A 15,759-nucleotide genomic window follows, 5' to 3' on the forward strand; every position below is an offset into this window, starting at 1 on the left:
TACGGCGGCTTCGACAGCGGTCGGCGGCCAGGGACTCCCGCCGACCGCGCTCCGGATTGGCGATCACGCTCCGACGGGCGCCGCCGAGGTCGGGGATCCCTCCCAAAATCGCTGCGCCGCAGGTATATTCAGCACCGCGACGACCTGTCCCGCGACCATCGGATCACCACCTCCGAGTTGAATCGATCGCTGGCCGAACGCGCCGCTCAACACGTCGGCCCGGGCGCGGATATGCCATCCGAACGGCATCACGTGGACATCGTCGTTACCGCGCGAGAGCTGAGCATTGATATCGGTGAGTAGATCGAGTGCATCGGCGAGATCGGTGAGCAGGTCGGCGCCCTGGGATTCGCGTTCCCTCATGGAGGGAGGGCGCAGGTAGCCGTCGATGACGATCATCGCGGCGTCGCTATGGGTCGCGATGCGCCGAATCGCTCTCGCCACCGCGCTTCCCAGCACCCGATCACCGTGCTCCATCTCGATTGTCGCGACGAGACAGTCGGAGAAGCGATAGGTCGACCCGAGCTGGACGGCGCCCAGGCCGACGGCGCACGGACTCGGCCTCGTGACGGTGTAATCGAAGGTGCGGCAACGGCTGGTGGTGATCCGCATGAAAGTCGAACTTCCTTCCGAATATTGCCTCATCCCGAACTCGACGTGCGGCAATCCTGCCGGTTTGTCGTCGTGCTGTCAGGTGGGGCCGATTCTCCGAGCCGTCAATCCCGACCTCGTCATCCGACGATGCACACTCACGCGGGGCTCTGCCGCACTGAGCATTCCAGTGAGGGTAGGGGATGGCGCCGGCAAATTCTGCTGTCATTGGTGCCAACAAGAGGACAGTTGACGACACCCAGTGGATCCGCTCGGGCACACAAATGCCGGATGGCCCGGACTCTGGGTCGCTCGATGGCGCATTGCGCAACCCGTCACGATTTCGGATGGCCCCGCGTTCATGCGCGCACTGTTACGCCCCTACCGAATGAACTATTGCCGCCTGGTGGACGAGAGCGCCGCGGAGACACCTCATCACAGCGTGAACGCGTAGAGCGTGAGCACGACAGCGACGCTGCCGAGCGTCCCGCCGATGGCCTCGATCGCGAGGTAGCGGCCGGAGTACACCGCTTGCAGCCACAGTGCCCAGATCGGGGCGAAGGTCCGCAATACGGTGAACAGCAAGGCCAGCAAGAGCGCACCGAGCAGGCCGTCGAGTGGCAGGAGCGGATGAATCCACGCGAACCCGATGGTCATCGCATAGATCTCGATCAGGGTACCGAGGAGCTTCATCCCGAGACCTCGGCGACCACCGTCGGCCTGCTTCCCATCGCTCCCGCTCGGGGTTCCGCGATTCCTCGAGACCCACGGGATCCCGTACAGGATGGCCACCGCGACGGTGTGGACGATTCCCGCGGCAGCGCCCCCCACCACGATCCGTACGACGATCATGATCATGCTCGATCACAGCACCCGCACGACGATGGCGTTGCGCGGCATGCGCGACCATTTGACCGTCGAACCCGAGTTGGGTGCTTCGATGACCATGCCGTTGCCGGCGGCCAGCTGCACGTGTTCGGGACCGTGCCTGCCGAACGAGCTGGCCGGAAAGACCAGGTCGCCGGGGCGCACGTCCTGCACGGGAACCCGTGAGCCGCTGTAGATCTGCTCGTAGGTGGTGCGCGGCAGTACTACCCGGCCGTCGGAGGCCTGCGCGATCGCGTACTGGGTCAACCCCGAACAGTCGAATCCACCGCTGCTGGGCCCACCGATTCCGCCGCCGCCCCAGACGTAGGGTGTGCCGAGCCACCCGGTGGCGGCCCGCACGGCATTGCCACCCGATGTCGCGTCCGACGGCGCCGTGCGGCGGCGGCGTGACCGCAGGCGAGAGCGGGGGCGCCGCGGCGCGGTTCGTGAGTTCGTGATCATCTTCGGCAGCGACAGGGGGGCTATTCGTGCCGCGAGCGCGCGGGCGGCGACAGTGTCCGCGTCGACCTGCTTGGCGGCGTTCGTTATCGCGATCTGCGCCGCGTCGAGTAACGCCGGGCCGCCGAAACGGGTGTCGCCCACCACGGCGATCGCTTGAACCCGGGACTGCAGATCGGCGATCTGATTGGTCAGCCGGTTGCGGCCCTCGAGCGTATTGCCACCGGACTGGGCGACGGCCTGCTCGACGATTTCCTCGCGTCTGGCGTGGGCGTCGGCGATCAGCAACGGGATCGCGTGGGCGTCGGTGTATCCGACCGACGTAGCTCCCGTGAGTGCGCTCGAGTCGGCGATGGTTTTCGACGCGGGAGTCGACTGCGCGCCCTCCGGCCGGCCCGAGCCGTAGAGGCCGAGTAGCGCACCGAGCACGTCGTGTAGATCTCCGGTGAGAGCGGCCGTCATTCGCACCACCCGTTGTCGCACATCGTTGATCGCCTCCAAGAGCAGCGGTTGCTTTGTGGCTCAGCCAATGTGGAACCCCCTGCATCGCCGGCCGGCTGCGCCTGCGCTTCGACTATGCCCGAAGGTCCCCGGTGCGGCTTCCCAGCTGCGGGAACCTCGGACAATGAAGCTCTATCGAGTAGGAGGCGGTACCGGCAGACATGGCAGATCAGCAGAACCAACCTGTTCGGCCGCCCGGAAACCAGATTCCGGAATTGTTGTGCCCCAGTGGGGCATCGGTGGGGTTGAAGACATTTATCTCGACGGCGGCCGTCGAGATACAGACGGCGGTGGACCTACTCGGCATCGGTACGACCGAACCGCCGCCGTCCGTCGATTCACCCTCGGCCGACGTGATCATCGCCGATTTCGGTGAAGGTGAGACGAGCGCGGATTATCAACAGGTGCTCAAGTTGCTGAAAGATCGCCAGACGGCGCTGACTCAACTGGACGACACCGTGTTGCAGGTGTCGAATACCGTAGCGGCGGCGAATAAACAAACGTTTGCGACGATCATGCGGAGCGTTGACCGGCTGGCCGACGACCTGAAAACAGCGTGCGCCACATTGGGTTCACAAACGTTGAAGCCCACGCAGGAAAGCCCCCTCATCCTCGAGGTCTCCGATACCGTCGACGCCGTGTACGCGCAGGTCGCTCAGGCCGCCGAGCAGAACCGGCAGATGGCCGGTGGCGGGCAGGGCGGCGGATCGACCGGTACCGGCTCCGGCGGTGGCTCCGGAACCACGTCGGGGTCGGGGTCGGGGTCGAGCGGCAGCGGAATGATGAGCGGCCTGATGGAGATGCTGTCGATGCTGCCGATGATGGGCATCTCGATGCTGCCGTCGCTGCTCGAAATGCTGAGACAGAACCAGCAGAACACCGACAAGCAGAACGCGGACGCCAAGAATCAGAACGGCCAGCCAGCCGCACCGGCGCCCACGCCCCAGCCCGACCCGAACACCCCCGCGGCCACCGCACCCAATCCCGCCGGACCCGCACCCGCGACCACCGATCCGAACGCGCCCCAGCCGAACAGCCCCCAGCCAAACAACCCGCAGGCGAACGTCCCCGCTTGACGATCCCGCCCGGCAGCCGAAACATGCTGTGGCGCGCGGGGTCCGGTCCGTCATCGGGATCCCCGTCCCACGCCTTTATTGTCGGCCGCCGGGTGCGCATCGCCGGGCTCCGGCGCGGATTCCGCCGGAGTTGGCATTGGCGGTCAGCGACCTGTCGGTCCCCCCGATGGCGTGGGATCGTCCACGATCCCACGCCATTGTCTCTTTACCTCCGGTCGTTCACTGTCCATCCATCGGCGCGGGCGCTGCCGGTGCATCGGACGGGCCGACGATGGCACCGCGGGGCGGGCCGGTGGGGGTGGGCGGGGTCGTCGCGACGTCGGTGTGGACGACTGCCCGCTCGGCCGGGGTCCGGACGGAACTGGTCGGAATATCGAGGTAGCGGGGGTGGGACATGATCTGTTCATTGGCGTACAAGGCGTCTCGCAGCGTTTGCCGGGTCGGTTCGTCTGCCAGCAGCAGTGCGAGTTCGGTGCAGCGACGCTCGAACACCATGGTGCGCAGTACTTCCGCCTCGTCGTCGATGCGCAGCCTGCCGAGTTCGACCCGCCCGGCGTCGACGCGCCTGGACAGCATGGCGGCGGCCAGCAGGTCGTCGGCGTCGCGGAGGTCTTGCCACAGTTGCGCGGGCACGGGGTGCCCGGCCTCGATGGCGTCGAGCACCCGGCCGCGCAGGGTGCGGGCGCTCATGGCCTCGGGCGGCGTGGCGAGGGCCCGGCCGACACCGGCGTGTGCGGCGGTCGCCAGTTCGACGCGGCGCCGGCGGATCGCCGAATCGGGCACGGCGGCACTGTCTTCCAAGGCGGTGGCCGATCCGGAGAGGGTGAGCCGGTCGAGGGTGTCGGGCGTCGGGTTGCGCAGGTCGACGTCGTAGACGGGTGCCACCATGTCCTCGACGGCCACATCGGGGAACGCGCTGCGCAGGCTCGCGTCGATAGGTGCGGAGGAGACGAGCGCCGACAGCCCGGTGTCGGACTTCGCCCCCCACGCGAGCGCGAATTCGGCGAGGATCCGGGCGGGGTCGGCGACGCCCTCCCACGGGGATCCGCCCTCGGCGGCGAGCATGTCGTCCCAGGCCCACGGTGTCGACACCTCGCGCGGAAGGTAGATGCCCGCGGGCAGCCAGCCGCGGCCCTCGTTGGAGGTGATGAACACCCTGGTCCCGGCCGGTCCGCGCATTACCGCCACCGCCCAGGCCAGTCCGACGGCGGGCGAATCCGCGGCGGCCAGTACCGCCCCCAGCAGTGTGCGGGCCAGGACCAGGTCTTCGTTGGTCGTTTCGTTCACGACGAAGGCGGGCGCGGCGGCCTTGTCCTTGGCCGCGGCGACGGCCGCGGCGAACGGAGTGAGCAGCGGGGCGGACGCCGTGTCGCCGTCGGCCATCGGAGCGTCGGCGGACTGGTTCGAGGAGGGATCGCCTGCCGAAGGGAGGACCGGTCCCATCGTGGACGGGTCGGAGGACACGTCGACCGGGCCGGCGAACGGCGCGCCGGTCACAGTGCTGCCGCCGACGGGTGAGCCGGAGCCGGGCTCGGACCTCTGTTCCATCGACCCGGCCGAGAGGTCGGGCGTGACGGCCCACGTCGGGGATCCGGGTCCGTGGCCGTCGGCGGGTGCTCCGGAGTCGGAAGGCGCGCTGGGGTGTGAGCCCACCGGGTGCTGTGCGGTGGGGTGTGCGCCGACCGGGTGCTGTGCGGTGGGGTGTGCCTCGACCGGGGTGACGGGACCCGAGACAAGCCCGGTCGGGAGGGAGGGGCCGCCCATCGGGGTGGGGACGTGGGTCGGTGAGCCGTTGCCGGACCCGACCCCTCGGATCGCCGTCACACCGTCGTCGCTGACTCCTTGCATTTTTCTCGCGGCGGTGCGCAGGTCGTCGGCCAGCTTCTGATGGTGGTCCGCGAGCGCTTGCCCGGCCGTGTAGCGGGCGTCGTAGTAGTCGTGCAGGGATTTGTGGACCTCGTGGGCAATGTGGCCGTACGTGGCGAGGAACGTGTCGAGCCAGTCGCTCGGCTTCTGCGACCAGTCGGAGATCTCTTTCTTACGCCCTTCGTGGTGTAGCGCGAGCCGCTCTATCGCATTGAGGTCATAGCTGACGTTGTCTGCCATGCGGTCCTCGATCTCCTTCCATCACCAACTGGTCGATTGTCGCGGTATCGGGTGCCGGTAAGCTCAGCTGAATTCCCGCCGGTGGGAAGCATGGGCCCGCGACGACGGTCACAGTCGTTCCGCTGCCCCGAATATCAGGTCGCGGGCGGTGCGGTGGTCACCCGGCGCCGATCGGGCCCGTCTTCGCCCGCGGTGGGACCCGATCGGTCGAAGAAGGGGTGGTCGGCGAGGTGCGCATGGACGTAGACCGCGTCTCGCAGGCACGAACGATCGGGCTCCCGCGCGAGCAGGAGCACCAGCTCGTTGCCGAGCCGTTGAAAAGACAAGGCGCGCAGCGCGGTCAGCTCATCGATCCGATCGTTGCGCAGTCCGCCCAAGGGAATACGGGCGACGTCGACGCGCTGTGCCACGCCCGTGGCCGCGAGGAGGTCGTCGATATCGCGGAGTTGGGTCCACAGGTCGTCGGGCACCGCTCGGCGACTTCGTACGGCGGTCAGGATGCGGTCCCGAAGAGCGCTGGCCCCCATGGGATCACCGGCCGCGGCGGTCACACTCGCCAGGCGGCCCTGTAGGTCGTGGGCGAGGTCGAGACATCGATCGCCGATCTCGGCCGTGTCGACCCCGGCGACCCGCTCCAGCAGCCGCCGGGAGGCGGTCGTCTCCAGCCGATCGACCAAACCCGGCCCGGGCGCGGACAGGACCAGTTCGGGTGCGGGGCCGATCTCCCCCTCGCACGAAACGTCGCGCAGCGCGGCGCGCAACCGCGGGTCGATCGCGGAGGAGGAAGCGATCGCCGAGAGTCGCGTACCCGATGCCGATCCCCAGGCGAGCCCGAATTCGGCCAGGGTGCGCGCGGGGTCGGACAAACCCTCCCAGGGGGCTTCGCGCGAGACCTTCCAGGTCCACGGTGTGGAGAGCTCGCGGGGTAGAAACAGCCCGGACGGGAGCCAGCCGCGGCCCTCGTTCGAGGTGAGGAAGACACTGACCCCGGCGGGTTGCCGCATGACCGAGACCGCCCATGCGGGCGCGATCGGCGACAGATCGACCGCCGCCAGGATGCTGCGCAGCAAGGTCCGCGCGAGTACCAGATCGCCGTCCACCGGCTCCCCGAGAACGAAGCGCGGGCCGGCGGCGGCCGCGATCGCGGTTCCGACGGCATCGCGCGCCGATGCTGCCGCGCTGTCATCGGTTTCGTCGGGGGTAGCGGCCCGGGTGTGGGTGCCGCGCTGTTGATTTCGCTGCTCGGTGTGCGGGGCCGGCAGCGTCGAGCCGATACCGCCGCCGACCGAACCGGACTGACCGGTCTGCGCAGTCGATACGGTGACCCGGGGAATCGTCCCCGGGCCCCGCGCATCGGTCGAGGACGGCGACTGCGACTGCGCGGCCGGATTCGATTGCGACGCAACGGCTTGTGCACCTGTGGGCGCTGCCGCGGCGGAGGTCTGCGAGAGCGGGGTCTGCGAGAGCAGGGAGAACGCCGGCATGAACGCGCTCACCTCACCGATCGGACCGGCGCCCGGCTCGGCAGTCTCCGCGGGGGCCGGATCGGATGCGGCCGTGAGCGAGTCGGCGGTCCGCGCGGACTCGCGGGCTCGAGTCGGGGCCGGCGCCGATTCGCTGCCGGCCGCGGGATCGCCGGTGGCCGTCGATTCGCTGTGGGAGGGATCCGGCCGCACCGGGTCCGGCGCGCCGTCGGTTCGCTGATCCCCGGGGCTGTTCGACTGTGCCGCAACGGTACTGGGCGCAGTCGGCGACTGTTGAGCAGTGACAGCGGCGGTGCCGCGCGGTGTGGTCGCCGCCGGGGAGTGGTCGGTGGAATCGGGCGAGTGGCCGGCGGAATGGTCTGTCACGTCGCCCGCGAATCCGGCACCGGAGCGATAGACGGTGTTCGGATCGATCGACGGACCCCGTCCGGTGAACTGGTCGGGGCCGAGAGGAGCGCTGCTCGGAGCCCTCGTATCCGGCACCGTGCCGGACGGGCCGCCGGGTGACTCCAGCCCTGGCGTGGGTGTGGTGCCGGGGGGCGGGGAGCCGACGCCATTCGGCCCAGGGGTTGCCGCGGGTCCGACGACAGGAACGACCGGAGCGGTCGGAGCGGTCGCCGGGCCGGATCCACGGGAATCGCCCTGGCCGGTGGGCGGGTGTCGCGGTGATCGGTGGCCGGGACCGCCGCCGTCCCCGGTTCCCGGGTGCCCGAGCAGTTCGGTGATCACCGCGAAGCCCGGAATGGTCTGCGGCCCAAGCTGATCCGCGGCCTGCGTCACCAATCCGGCCACCTTGTCACGGGCCCGGCTGAGGATTTCGCCGATCTGCTGATCCCGCTGCCGATGCTCATCGTCGGAGGCGTCCTCGGAGTCTGCCGGGGGAATCTCGTCGAGCTTCGCCTTCGCTTTGTCGACGATGTCGATGATCTGGTGTTGGGTCCGGCCCACCAGATCCGCGATCTGTCCGAAGGCGTCGGCTGCCGCGTCCAGCGCATCGCCGAGATCCCGGATTCGGCCGGCTTGGGCGCGCAGGGCGTCCTTCGCCGGTTGCAGTCCGGCGCTCGCCCGGATCTTCTCGTCGAAATCCCGGCGCGCCTGTTCGAAGCCGGTGCTGTCCAGCGTGGCCGCCGCATCGCGGGCGGCCGCGGCCAGTGCGCCCCACTCTCGCGGTCCGTTGTCGGGCCAGTTGTCGCCGACGATCTCTTTCCAGCGCGGATCTTCCAGATCAGGTTCCATACGGCCACCGGATCGGTCGACCGGCCCGGCCGATCGCGGTGGCTCCGGTATCGTCCACGACCCGGTAGACCGGCGCGATCTCGGCTACCCGGTCGCCGGTGGCGGCCGAATCGGCGCGCAACGCCGACGCGGCTCCTTCCAGGGGCGTCGAGACGTGGGTGTGCTTCGCGTCGTCGAGTGCCCGGTCCAGCGGGGACACCGGCTTGCGCGGTAGGTCGAAGCCCCCCACCGCATCTGACACCTGCCCGGCGATGGCCGCGGCTACCGAGGCGAGGTGGCGTGCGGCCGCGACGATCTCGTCCGGGTCATCGATGTCGAACGTGTCGACCATGGTGGTTCCCGTCGTCTCAGTGGCGTCCGAATTCGGCCGCTTCCATGGCCCGATAGGAAGCCTCGGTCGGCAGGTCGAAGGAATCGATGGTATGACCGCGGGTTCCGTTGTGCTCCATCTCGATACGCAGACCCAGCCGGGACTTCTGGTGCGCGAGCCGCGCGAGGCGCACCAGTTCGGCCGCGAGCCAGATCTCGCCGTTGTCGCGGGCGTCGTCGGTGAGATGCAGGCCGATGATCTCGCCGTCGCGGTTGCAGGCGACACCGACGGTGTGATCGGGGTTGAACACCTCGTAACTGAGCGCGCGCCAGTCCGGCGCGGCAGGGTCGAGGTCGTCGTGATCGTCGCTCATTGGATACTCCTGAATCAATGGTCGGCTCGGCCGGATACCAGCGAATCGTGTTCTTCCGCAGGCATTTCCAGCTCAGCGGTGAGTGCCGCCCAGGTGAGGTCGTTGACGCTCAGCACGTGCTGCAACTGCCAGAAGCGGGTGCCGAGATACAGTTCCGCTGATCCGTCGTCGGCCACGTCGAGATGGTCGGGTCCGTCGATGGCGGGATTGAGGGTCACCGTGGTGACCGGTGGCTGCCCGTCATCGACGGTGAGCAGGGTAGCGCCACCGGGAATGAAGGTGTGCCGGCAGCGCGCCCCCGCCGGGGCGGCCAGTTCGGGGCTGTTGGTGACGATGGTGATCTGTGGACCGAGCAGCAATTGCGCGACCCAGGACCGGGCGGTGGCTTCGGGCCGCTCGGCGTTGATGCCCAGCGCCGCGATGACGGCCAGGTCGAGCACCAGGACCGATTCGGTGGCGGTCACCCCCACCACGATCAGGCGTTTGGATGTCGGGCCGGGTTCGGGCAGGTCATCGGCGGGCATGGCCACCACATCGGTGCCGGGTCCGGTGACCGCCGCGGGAAACGCGGTGATGGTCCCGGTGGCGACGTCCACGGTGTAGGCGACGATCGGGCTCATCGCGCGTTCGCCGATACCGCTCAGCCGCGCCAATCCCTCGTCGTAGAGCCAGCGCACGGTATCCGCGACCGTGACGTCGTTCTCGTCGTTGACGAGCTCGTCGCTCACGGGGCGGGTTCCGGTGTCGCCGAGGCGGGTTCGGAGTCGTGCCACGGATCGGAGTCCATCAGGGCCTGGTACTGCCGTCCGGCGTCGGCGGTGCTCTCGGTGATGGCGGCCATGATCTCGGCGACCAGTTGTTCGCAGTCGAACTGTCCGGTGCTGCCGGGGGCGAGGTAGAGATCGGTCAGGCGGCCCATGGCATCGATCTCGGGCACCACCGCGCCGGTCGGTGACGGGCGGCGGGCGCGGATGGCATCGATCCGCGCGCGGACGTCGGCGATTCGATTGCGCAGATCGCGTGCGGCGTCGAGGGCGGCTTGCACGTCGGGGTGGATCTCACTCATACAGAACCTCCGGTCTTCGTGGCCGCCTGATTGGCGGGGGCCGGTGTGGCGGGTGTCGGGGTGGGCGCGATGGTCGGCTTCTCGCCGATCACGGCCTCCACATGCGGGGTGTGGTCGACGAACATCTTCTGGTCGGGGTGCCAGGCGACGACCCGGGAGCGTTCGCTACCGCCGGCACCGCCGCCCATGCCCGGTGTCACCGGCATGTAGGGCCCCATCGGTGAGGTGCCGACGCCGGCGACGGGCCGGGCGTTCGCCGCCGTGGACAGCGGCTCGATGACGGCCGTGGGAGTCGTGGAAGAGACCGTGCTGGCCAGCGCGGGCGCGCCCACGACCGGCAGCGGTCCCTGGTCGGTCGACACCGTCGGCACGCTCGGTCCGCCCGGGTCGCCGCCGGGCAGGCCGGAACCACCGCCGCCGAAGTCGGACAACGTCGGAACCGACGGCAATGGGGTATCGAGGTAGGGGGACGGGTCCAGCGACGGTTCGTTGGACAGATTGTTTTGCGACAGTTGGCTGTTCGCGCCGGACATCGCGCTGCTCAACAGTGCCGGCAGCATCTCGGCCAGCATGCCGCTCTGGTTGTTGTTGCCGTTGTCGCCGCTGTTGCCGTTGGACGTGCCGGTCCCGCCCGGAACGGGCTGACCGCCGCTCGTCGTGGGTTTCGACGGATCACCGCCGGTGTCACCCGGCTTCGCCGAGGTTCCCGCCTTGGCGGTGTACTCCGTGAACGTCTGAACCGATCGCGCGTTGTGCTCGTTGAATTTGGCGAGCGCCTCCGCGACGGCGACGGGGTCCCGCGGCCGCGTTTTCATCGCGGCGAGCAGCTTGTCGCGGGCGGTCTGGATCTCCTGGGGCGTGGGATGCCGGTTCTTGGCGGTATCGAACGCGTCGGCGTAATTGTCGAGCGCCGAGGCGTGCCCGTCGAGCGCGTCGCCGAGGTCGCTCAGCCGTTGCTGAACCGTCCCCAGATGGGCCGCGATGGATGTCCCCACCGGTGTCCAGTCGGCGATCACCGGGAGCAGCGCCTGTAGTTCGTCGAGCGCGGAACTGTAAGGGCCGGAACGATACTCGCGGAGCGAGTCCGCGAGGTCGCGGGTCGGCCCGGTGCCCGGGCCCGCGTGCAGTTGCTTGGCGAAGGTGAGTGGATCGACCCCCGCGGCGGCAGGCGGCGTCGGCACGGGTGCCGAGTGCGGGGCATAGATGGGCGGTGGCTCGATCGGATTCGAGCGTCCTTCTCCCCCACTGCCGCCGATCGACCGCGCGCCGTCTCCATCGGTCTGGGTCAGGGCGGCGATCGCTTCGCCCATCGGATGGGGATGGCGTGCCAGCTCGTTGAAATGGGCGATGGCCTGGTTTCGCGAATCTTGTATTCCCGCATTGATTCCGGTGGTCGCGGCGTGCGAGTTCACATCCTGCCCCGCGGGCTGCGCCCAGGTCGAGGGCAGCCCGGCGTACAGGCGGCGGTGCAGTTCGTCCAGCGCCTGCGCCGCCCGCAGCTGCGCATCGGGGTCGACACTCAGGTCCACAGTCGATTCCTCCGGCGGTAGGTGGTCAGATCGTCGTCGGCAGCGCCGCGGCGTTCAGCGCCGCCGACGGGTCGTCGGTGGGCAAACCGGTGCCGGTGGGCGAGTCGGAACCGGCGGCCTTACCGGGCTCGGTGATGCCGCGCGGACGCGCGAAGCCGGCGAATCCCTTGAAACTGCCCGTGCTGTCGGACATCTCCTCGGCGTAGGTCTGCACTCGCTTGTCGACGATGACCTCGATCTGATCGTCTTCGCCGGCCCCGTCGAGTCGCCGCACGATGGCGGTCTTCGGCGGGTCCTGCCAGACGACGACGTCTCCGGTGATCAGTTCGTACGGGTCCTTCGGATCACCGATTTGTTTGTCATCCGACCAACTCGCCGAGGTCTTGTCGTAGGCCTGACGCGCGTCGAGCACCGCCGGGTTGTGGAACGCGGCATCGAGCGCCTTCCACACGGTGGCGCAGACCCGTTGCGACTTCCCATCCGGAAAGGTGAACAGCACGCCCCCGTCGGCGTCCGGCGCCGGCATGACCGAGGCCGTCGACGCCGGGCTGCCCGGATTGGTGCCGTCCGGTGACACCGACTGCGGAGCCATCTGCGCGGAGACCGCCGCGGTGGGGGTGGTCCCCGGTTGCGGAGTCAACGGCGCGGCCGGCAAGGGCTGCTGCGGCATCCGGTATGCGGCGTCCAAGGCCGGGTCGCGCCCGAAGCCCTGGTTCATGGAATTGAACAAAGTCGGGAGCGTCGAGAGCATCTCCAACGACGTCAGGTCCGGCATCGACGATGCGTTGTACCCGTCCTGGGTCGAGCCCGCCTGGGTAGGAATATTGCCCGTACCGCCGGTCGAATCACTGATCGATCCGTTATTGCCCGTTGTTCCCGAGCTGTTACCGGTGGTATCCGAGCCATTACCGAGGGTGTTCGAGTTTCCATCATTGCCGGTCGAGCCACCGATTTTCCCGGAGTCCGAATCTCCGGGCTTACTCAACCCCAGATTCTTGAGCAGATCCTCCGCACTGTTATCGGCCGAACCGTTCCCCAGCTTCCCGTTCCCCGCGCCGCCCCCGGCACCCAGTAGCGATTTGAGCGAGGCGGTATCAGTCGCTTCTTGTTGTTTCCCTGCCGCTATTTGATCCGTCAGAGCGTTCACCCTGTCCGTCAGCGCCTGCGTCCCGTTCGCGTTGTCCGACAGGGCCGTGTGCGCTTGTTTCATGGCCGTTTGAAAGTCACCGGTTGCCGTTCCGACGAAATTCATAACCCAGGTATTTTCATCCTGGTCCTCGGACAGCGGACGCTTTGTTGCATTCGTACTCATCGTGTTGATGATATTGTTTATCGACTGTCGTGCATTCTGCGCAATATCTGCCGTAGCGGTAGTAATGGGCGGGATCTTCGCCTCTAGCGCGGTGAGTTCGGTCTGGAGGCTATTCAGTCTCGCCGCAAACTCCTGGTATCCCGCCAATGTCTGACCTGCCATGCCGGCAGCGCTCGCTGATGCATCGGAGGTAGAGGGCGTCGGTGGCGCCGGAGGCGGCGTCGTCTTCCCGGTACCGAGAGAGTTGTACGCGGGTATGAACACCTGGTCAGGTAAATTTAGATAACGCTTGACCAGATTCGGGTCCAGAGTGAACTTCTTTGGCCAGGACGCCTTGAGGATATTCGGATTGGGCATCAGGATACGTGCCATATCGGAATCAGACATAGGTGTACTGACCATGCAGATCCGTAATATCTACCGGCGGGACATCGCCCAACTGAACATACGGAGCCGGACCAGTACCCGGCGATACGATGCCAGGCGGCAGGGGCGGTACAGGCGGAGGGTCGCCCGCCTGATTGTGATGACGCCCAGGTATGAATTTTGTCAGGAAATCTCCAAACTTCGGGAGGCCGCCCGCCATGACCACGCCGGCCAACCCCTTAAGTACCGTGACGGCGTCGCCGGCAGTGGCGATCCCGAGTCCCGCCTTGCCACCCAGGCCGGTGGTCACTCCGTCGATGGCGGCAGTTGCAATGACATTCCAGGGACTACCGCCGTTTTCTACAGCGGCTCCCGCGCCGATTACGGCACCCAAGGCGCCTATGGTGACAGCGCCCCCTGGAATAAATTTCGCCGCCATTCCTACCATTCCCAGCGTCGGGAGCGCCCACCCTTTGATCGAGTTGAAGAATCCCATCTTGCCTCACCCAGTCACAGATCGATGCAGAAGCATGGTGGCCTGTCGCTCCGCTCCGGACGATCACCACAGTCGTCCGAAAGGAGAGAAGCCCGAGGCTACTGCGTTCATTTTCGGCGATTCCCACTCTTGGGAAGTCGGTGCGAACAAGTCCTCATCCGGGCAATGATGGGAAACCTGAAGAGCGCAAGCTTCCCGATATTTCGGCCGCCGCGGTTCATGCCAGCCAGCGCAGGAGGGCCGGGATGTCGGTGTCCGGGCCCGTGGCGTCGTACAGGTGGGCCGCGACCTCGGGCCGCAGACTGAGAATCGTACTGTGCCGTATGCCGTAGATTTTCGGCACGATCAATGCCAATCCGGCCCACACTTGCGGGCGCAGGGGATCGGTGCGCAGTTCGCGGGTGTAGAGGGCGAGCGCTTCGCTGCGGTATCCGGCCAGGTAGGCGCTGTCGCCTTCCGGTTGTCCGGGCAGGCGGCCGGGGGCGGCCGCGCGGTCGGTCGTTTTCAGTTGGGGGGCGAGCGGAAGCCGCCGGTGGTGTTCGGGGATCGATCCCTGGTCGAGGTAGGTCACGGCGGGGACCTCGGCGCTGGGCGGGCGGCCCGCGGCCCAGCGTGCGGCGAGGTCGGCGATCCAGGCCGGGTCCGGGGCGAGATTGCGGACGCGCCAGAAGGTCCGGTGCGCGGTCATCGCCTCCGCGGCGGCGTGTTTCGCGGCCGGCGGCAGTGCCTCCTCGGCCCACGGGCGCATGGCGTCGGCGAGGGCGTCGGTGAATCGGTGTCCCTGCGCGGTCAGCAGTCCCGAGGTCTGCGCCTGGGCGATGGCCGTACTCACCTGCCGGCGCCACAGTTCGAAGTCGGCGTGGGCCTGCTGTGAGCCGTGGCAGTCCGAATGCCGGTGCACCCGCCAGAAGTCGGTGACGCCGAAGAAGGCGTAGATGCCGTGCAGCAGACCGAGGATCGGGCGCGGGTCGTCACGCCAGGGCGCGTAGAACCGGCAGGCGGGGTCGGCGTCGAACAGCTGCACCTGGTCGATCAGCAGATTGAACTTGGAGTGCTGGATTTCGTGGATCAGGGTCAGTGCCAGCTGACAGCCGTCGGCGGGCGCGGTGGTGTAGACGCAGCCCGGGCCTTCGGCGGCGGTGTGACTGGTGCTGGCCACCAGGGGTTTCGCGCTGAGCGGGACGAGACTGCGTAGGGTCTCGCGCATAGCCGGCACACAGTTCTCCAGAGTGTCGCGCAGCAGTCGCCAGGCGTCGGCGAAGTCGCGCTGCCAGTGCCGGGCCTGTTCGGTGTCCAGCCGCGGCGGCTCGGCCGATGTCGCCGCCAGCTGCCGGAACGGGTCGAGGTCGTCGAGCCACACCTTCGTTTCGCCGTCGGCGGCGCGCACCCAGCGCAGCGGCGACCAATTCGGATGCGATTCGCCTGTCACCGTGGTGATTTCGACGCTGCCCGCCTCCCAGGTGAAGGTCAGCGTACCGGTGCCGGACCACCGTAATTCACAGTGCCCGTGGTAGTCCGGGGATTCGAGCCGGGCCAGCCCGAGCATGGGAAGCATGACCACCCCGTTGCGGACCACCAGCCGCGCGGCGCCTTCGAACCGGCAGCTCAGGGCGGCGGCCGCCGCGAGCCATCCGAGATAGCCGCAGTCGGCCCACAGCGGAATCTCCGAGTCGCCCGGATCGGCGATGCGCGCGAGCGTGTGGCTCAGCCACGGGCCGGTGTGCGGATAACACAGCAGGGCCGCGACCGTTTCCGGGTGTTCGAGTTGCAGTTCCGCGAGCGTGCGGTAGGCCGCGGGGATTCCGGCCTGGTCGGCCGTCTCCGCGTCGAGGCTGCCGATCAGGGTGCGCAGCAATATCGTTCGCATGTCGAGCATGCCGCCGGTGAGCGCCGCGACGCTGTCCTCGGAGCCGTACCCGGAGCTCAGGTCCATGACGATATCGCCGAGGTCGTGCGCCGTTGCGGGCATGGTGCGTCTCCTCCTGTG

At 68.0% G+C, this 15,759-nt stretch carries 14 protein-coding genes; 1 reads left to right on the forward strand and 13 read right to left on the reverse strand.

What is annotated here, in order from left to right; translation table 11 throughout:
* Positions 1-63 precede the first annotated feature (63 nt).
* The 3 genes from ACFXHE_RS35845 to ACFXHE_RS35855 all read right to left on the reverse strand — a co-directional run bounded on the left by ACFXHE_RS35845 (position 64) and on the right by ACFXHE_RS35855 (position 2,379).
* Positions 64-666, reverse strand: a complete 603-nt coding sequence (locus ACFXHE_RS35845) for a hypothetical protein (RefSeq protein ID WP_379389106.1) — start codon at positions 664-666, stop codon at positions 64-66.
* 360 nt (positions 667-1,026) lie between these two features.
* Entirely contained in the window at positions 1,027-1,443 is a 417-nt protein-coding gene (locus ACFXHE_RS35850; RefSeq protein WP_379389107.1) for a hypothetical protein, read from the reverse strand.
* Between the two features lie 12 nt (positions 1,444-1,455).
* Positions 1,456-2,379, reverse strand: coding sequence for a C40 family peptidase (locus ACFXHE_RS35855; RefSeq protein ID WP_379389108.1), 924 nt, complete (start codon positions 2,377-2,379; stop codon positions 1,456-1,458).
* Positions 2,380-2,579: 200 nt separating this feature from the next.
* Here ACFXHE_RS35855 and ACFXHE_RS35860 point away from each other — a divergent pair, with 200 nt between their 5' ends.
* On the forward strand, positions 2,580-3,494 hold the full coding sequence (locus ACFXHE_RS35860) for a hypothetical protein (protein ID WP_379389109.1): 915 nt from the start codon (positions 2,580-2,582) through the stop codon (positions 3,492-3,494).
* 219 nt (positions 3,495-3,713) lie between these two features.
* Here the strand turns inward: ACFXHE_RS35860 and ACFXHE_RS35865 are convergent, their stop codons facing one another.
* The 10 genes from ACFXHE_RS35865 to ACFXHE_RS35910 all read right to left on the reverse strand — a co-directional run bounded on the left by ACFXHE_RS35865 (position 3,714) and on the right by ACFXHE_RS35910 (position 15,741).
* Positions 3,714-5,600, reverse strand: coding sequence for a type VII secretion target (locus ACFXHE_RS35865; RefSeq protein ID WP_379389110.1), 1,887 nt, complete (start codon positions 5,598-5,600; stop codon positions 3,714-3,716).
* Between the two features lie 134 nt (positions 5,601-5,734).
* Positions 5,735-8,320 carry a hypothetical protein gene (locus tag ACFXHE_RS35870; protein ID WP_379389111.1) on the reverse strand — a complete coding sequence of 862 codons (2,586 nt, stop codon included), beginning with the start codon at positions 8,318-8,320 and terminating at the stop codon, positions 5,735-5,737.
* Complete coding sequence (locus ACFXHE_RS35875) at positions 8,310-8,651, reverse strand: hypothetical protein (protein ID WP_379389112.1); 342 nt, start codon at positions 8,649-8,651, stop codon at positions 8,310-8,312. The genes ACFXHE_RS35870 and ACFXHE_RS35875 overlap by 11 nt, the downstream gene beginning before the upstream one ends.
* A gap of 16 nt (positions 8,652-8,667) precedes the next feature.
* Positions 8,668-9,003 (reverse strand): hypothetical protein, encoded by a 336-nt coding sequence (locus ACFXHE_RS35880; RefSeq protein ID WP_379389113.1) that lies wholly within the window; start codon positions 9,001-9,003, stop codon positions 8,668-8,670.
* 14 nt (positions 9,004-9,017) lie between these two features.
* On the reverse strand, positions 9,018-9,731 hold the full coding sequence (locus ACFXHE_RS35885) for a hypothetical protein (protein WP_379389114.1): 714 nt from the start codon (positions 9,729-9,731) through the stop codon (positions 9,018-9,020).
* Entirely contained in the window at positions 9,728-10,069 is a 342-nt protein-coding gene (locus tag ACFXHE_RS35890) for a hypothetical protein (protein WP_379389115.1), read from the reverse strand. The genes ACFXHE_RS35885 and ACFXHE_RS35890 overlap by 4 nt, the downstream gene beginning before the upstream one ends.
* Positions 10,066-11,598 carry a hypothetical protein gene (locus tag ACFXHE_RS35895; protein ID WP_379389116.1) on the reverse strand — a complete coding sequence of 511 codons (1,533 nt, stop codon included), beginning with the start codon at positions 11,596-11,598 and terminating at the stop codon, positions 10,066-10,068. Before ACFXHE_RS35895 ends, ACFXHE_RS35890 begins: the two co-directional genes overlap by 4 nt.
* A 25-nt stretch (positions 11,599-11,623) precedes the next feature.
* Positions 11,624-13,282: a hypothetical protein gene (locus ACFXHE_RS35900; RefSeq protein ID WP_379389117.1), complete on the reverse strand. Its 1,659-nt coding sequence runs from the start codon at positions 13,280-13,282 to the stop codon at positions 11,624-11,626.
* 7 nt (positions 13,283-13,289) lie between these two features.
* Complete coding sequence (locus tag ACFXHE_RS35905; RefSeq protein WP_379389118.1) at positions 13,290-13,772, reverse strand: hypothetical protein; 483 nt, start codon at positions 13,770-13,772, stop codon at positions 13,290-13,292.
* 217 nt (positions 13,773-13,989) lie between these two features.
* Entirely contained in the window at positions 13,990-15,741 is a 1,752-nt protein-coding gene (locus ACFXHE_RS35910; protein ID WP_379389119.1) for an HEXXH motif domain-containing protein, read from the reverse strand.
* Positions 15,742-15,759 lie beyond the last annotated feature (18 nt).

The sequence above is a fragment of the Nocardia sp. NPDC059229 genome, from assembly GCF_042754165.1.
GTDB lineage: Bacteria > Actinomycetota > Actinomycetes > Mycobacteriales > Mycobacteriaceae > Nocardia.

Coding starts and splice junctions, on each gene's coding strand:
- ACFXHE_RS35855 (WP_379389108.1), bottom strand. CDS start 2,379: ATGACGGCCGCTCTCACCGGAGATCTACACGACGTGCTCGGTGCGCTA.
- ACFXHE_RS35880 (WP_379389113.1), bottom strand. CDS start 9,003: ATGAGCGACGATCACGACGACCTCGACCCTGCCGCGCCGGACTGGCGC.
- ACFXHE_RS35850 (WP_379389107.1), bottom strand. CDS start 1,443: ATGATCGTCGTACGGATCGTGGTGGGGGGCGCTGCCGCGGGAATCGTC.
- ACFXHE_RS35865 (WP_379389110.1), bottom strand. CDS start 5,600: ATGGCAGACAACGTCAGCTATGACCTCAATGCGATAGAGCGGCTCGCG.
- ACFXHE_RS35910 (WP_379389119.1), bottom strand. CDS start 15,741: ATGCCCGCAACGGCGCACGACCTCGGCGATATCGTCATGGACCTGAGC.
- ACFXHE_RS35860 (WP_379389109.1), top strand. CDS start 2,580: ATGGCAGATCAGCAGAACCAACCTGTTCGGCCGCCCGGAAACCAGATT.
- ACFXHE_RS35875 (WP_379389112.1), bottom strand. CDS start 8,651: ATGGTCGACACGTTCGACATCGATGACCCGGACGAGATCGTCGCGGCC.
- ACFXHE_RS35900 (WP_379389117.1), bottom strand. CDS start 13,282: ATGGCACGTATCCTGATGCCCAATCCGAATATCCTCAAGGCGTCCTGG.
- ACFXHE_RS35905 (WP_379389118.1), bottom strand. CDS start 13,772: ATGGGATTCTTCAACTCGATCAAAGGGTGGGCGCTCCCGACGCTGGGA.
- ACFXHE_RS35870 (WP_379389111.1), bottom strand. CDS start 8,320: ATGGAACCTGATCTGGAAGATCCGCGCTGGAAAGAGATCGTCGGCGAC.
- ACFXHE_RS35890 (WP_379389115.1), bottom strand. CDS start 10,069: ATGAGTGAGATCCACCCCGACGTGCAAGCCGCCCTCGACGCCGCACGC.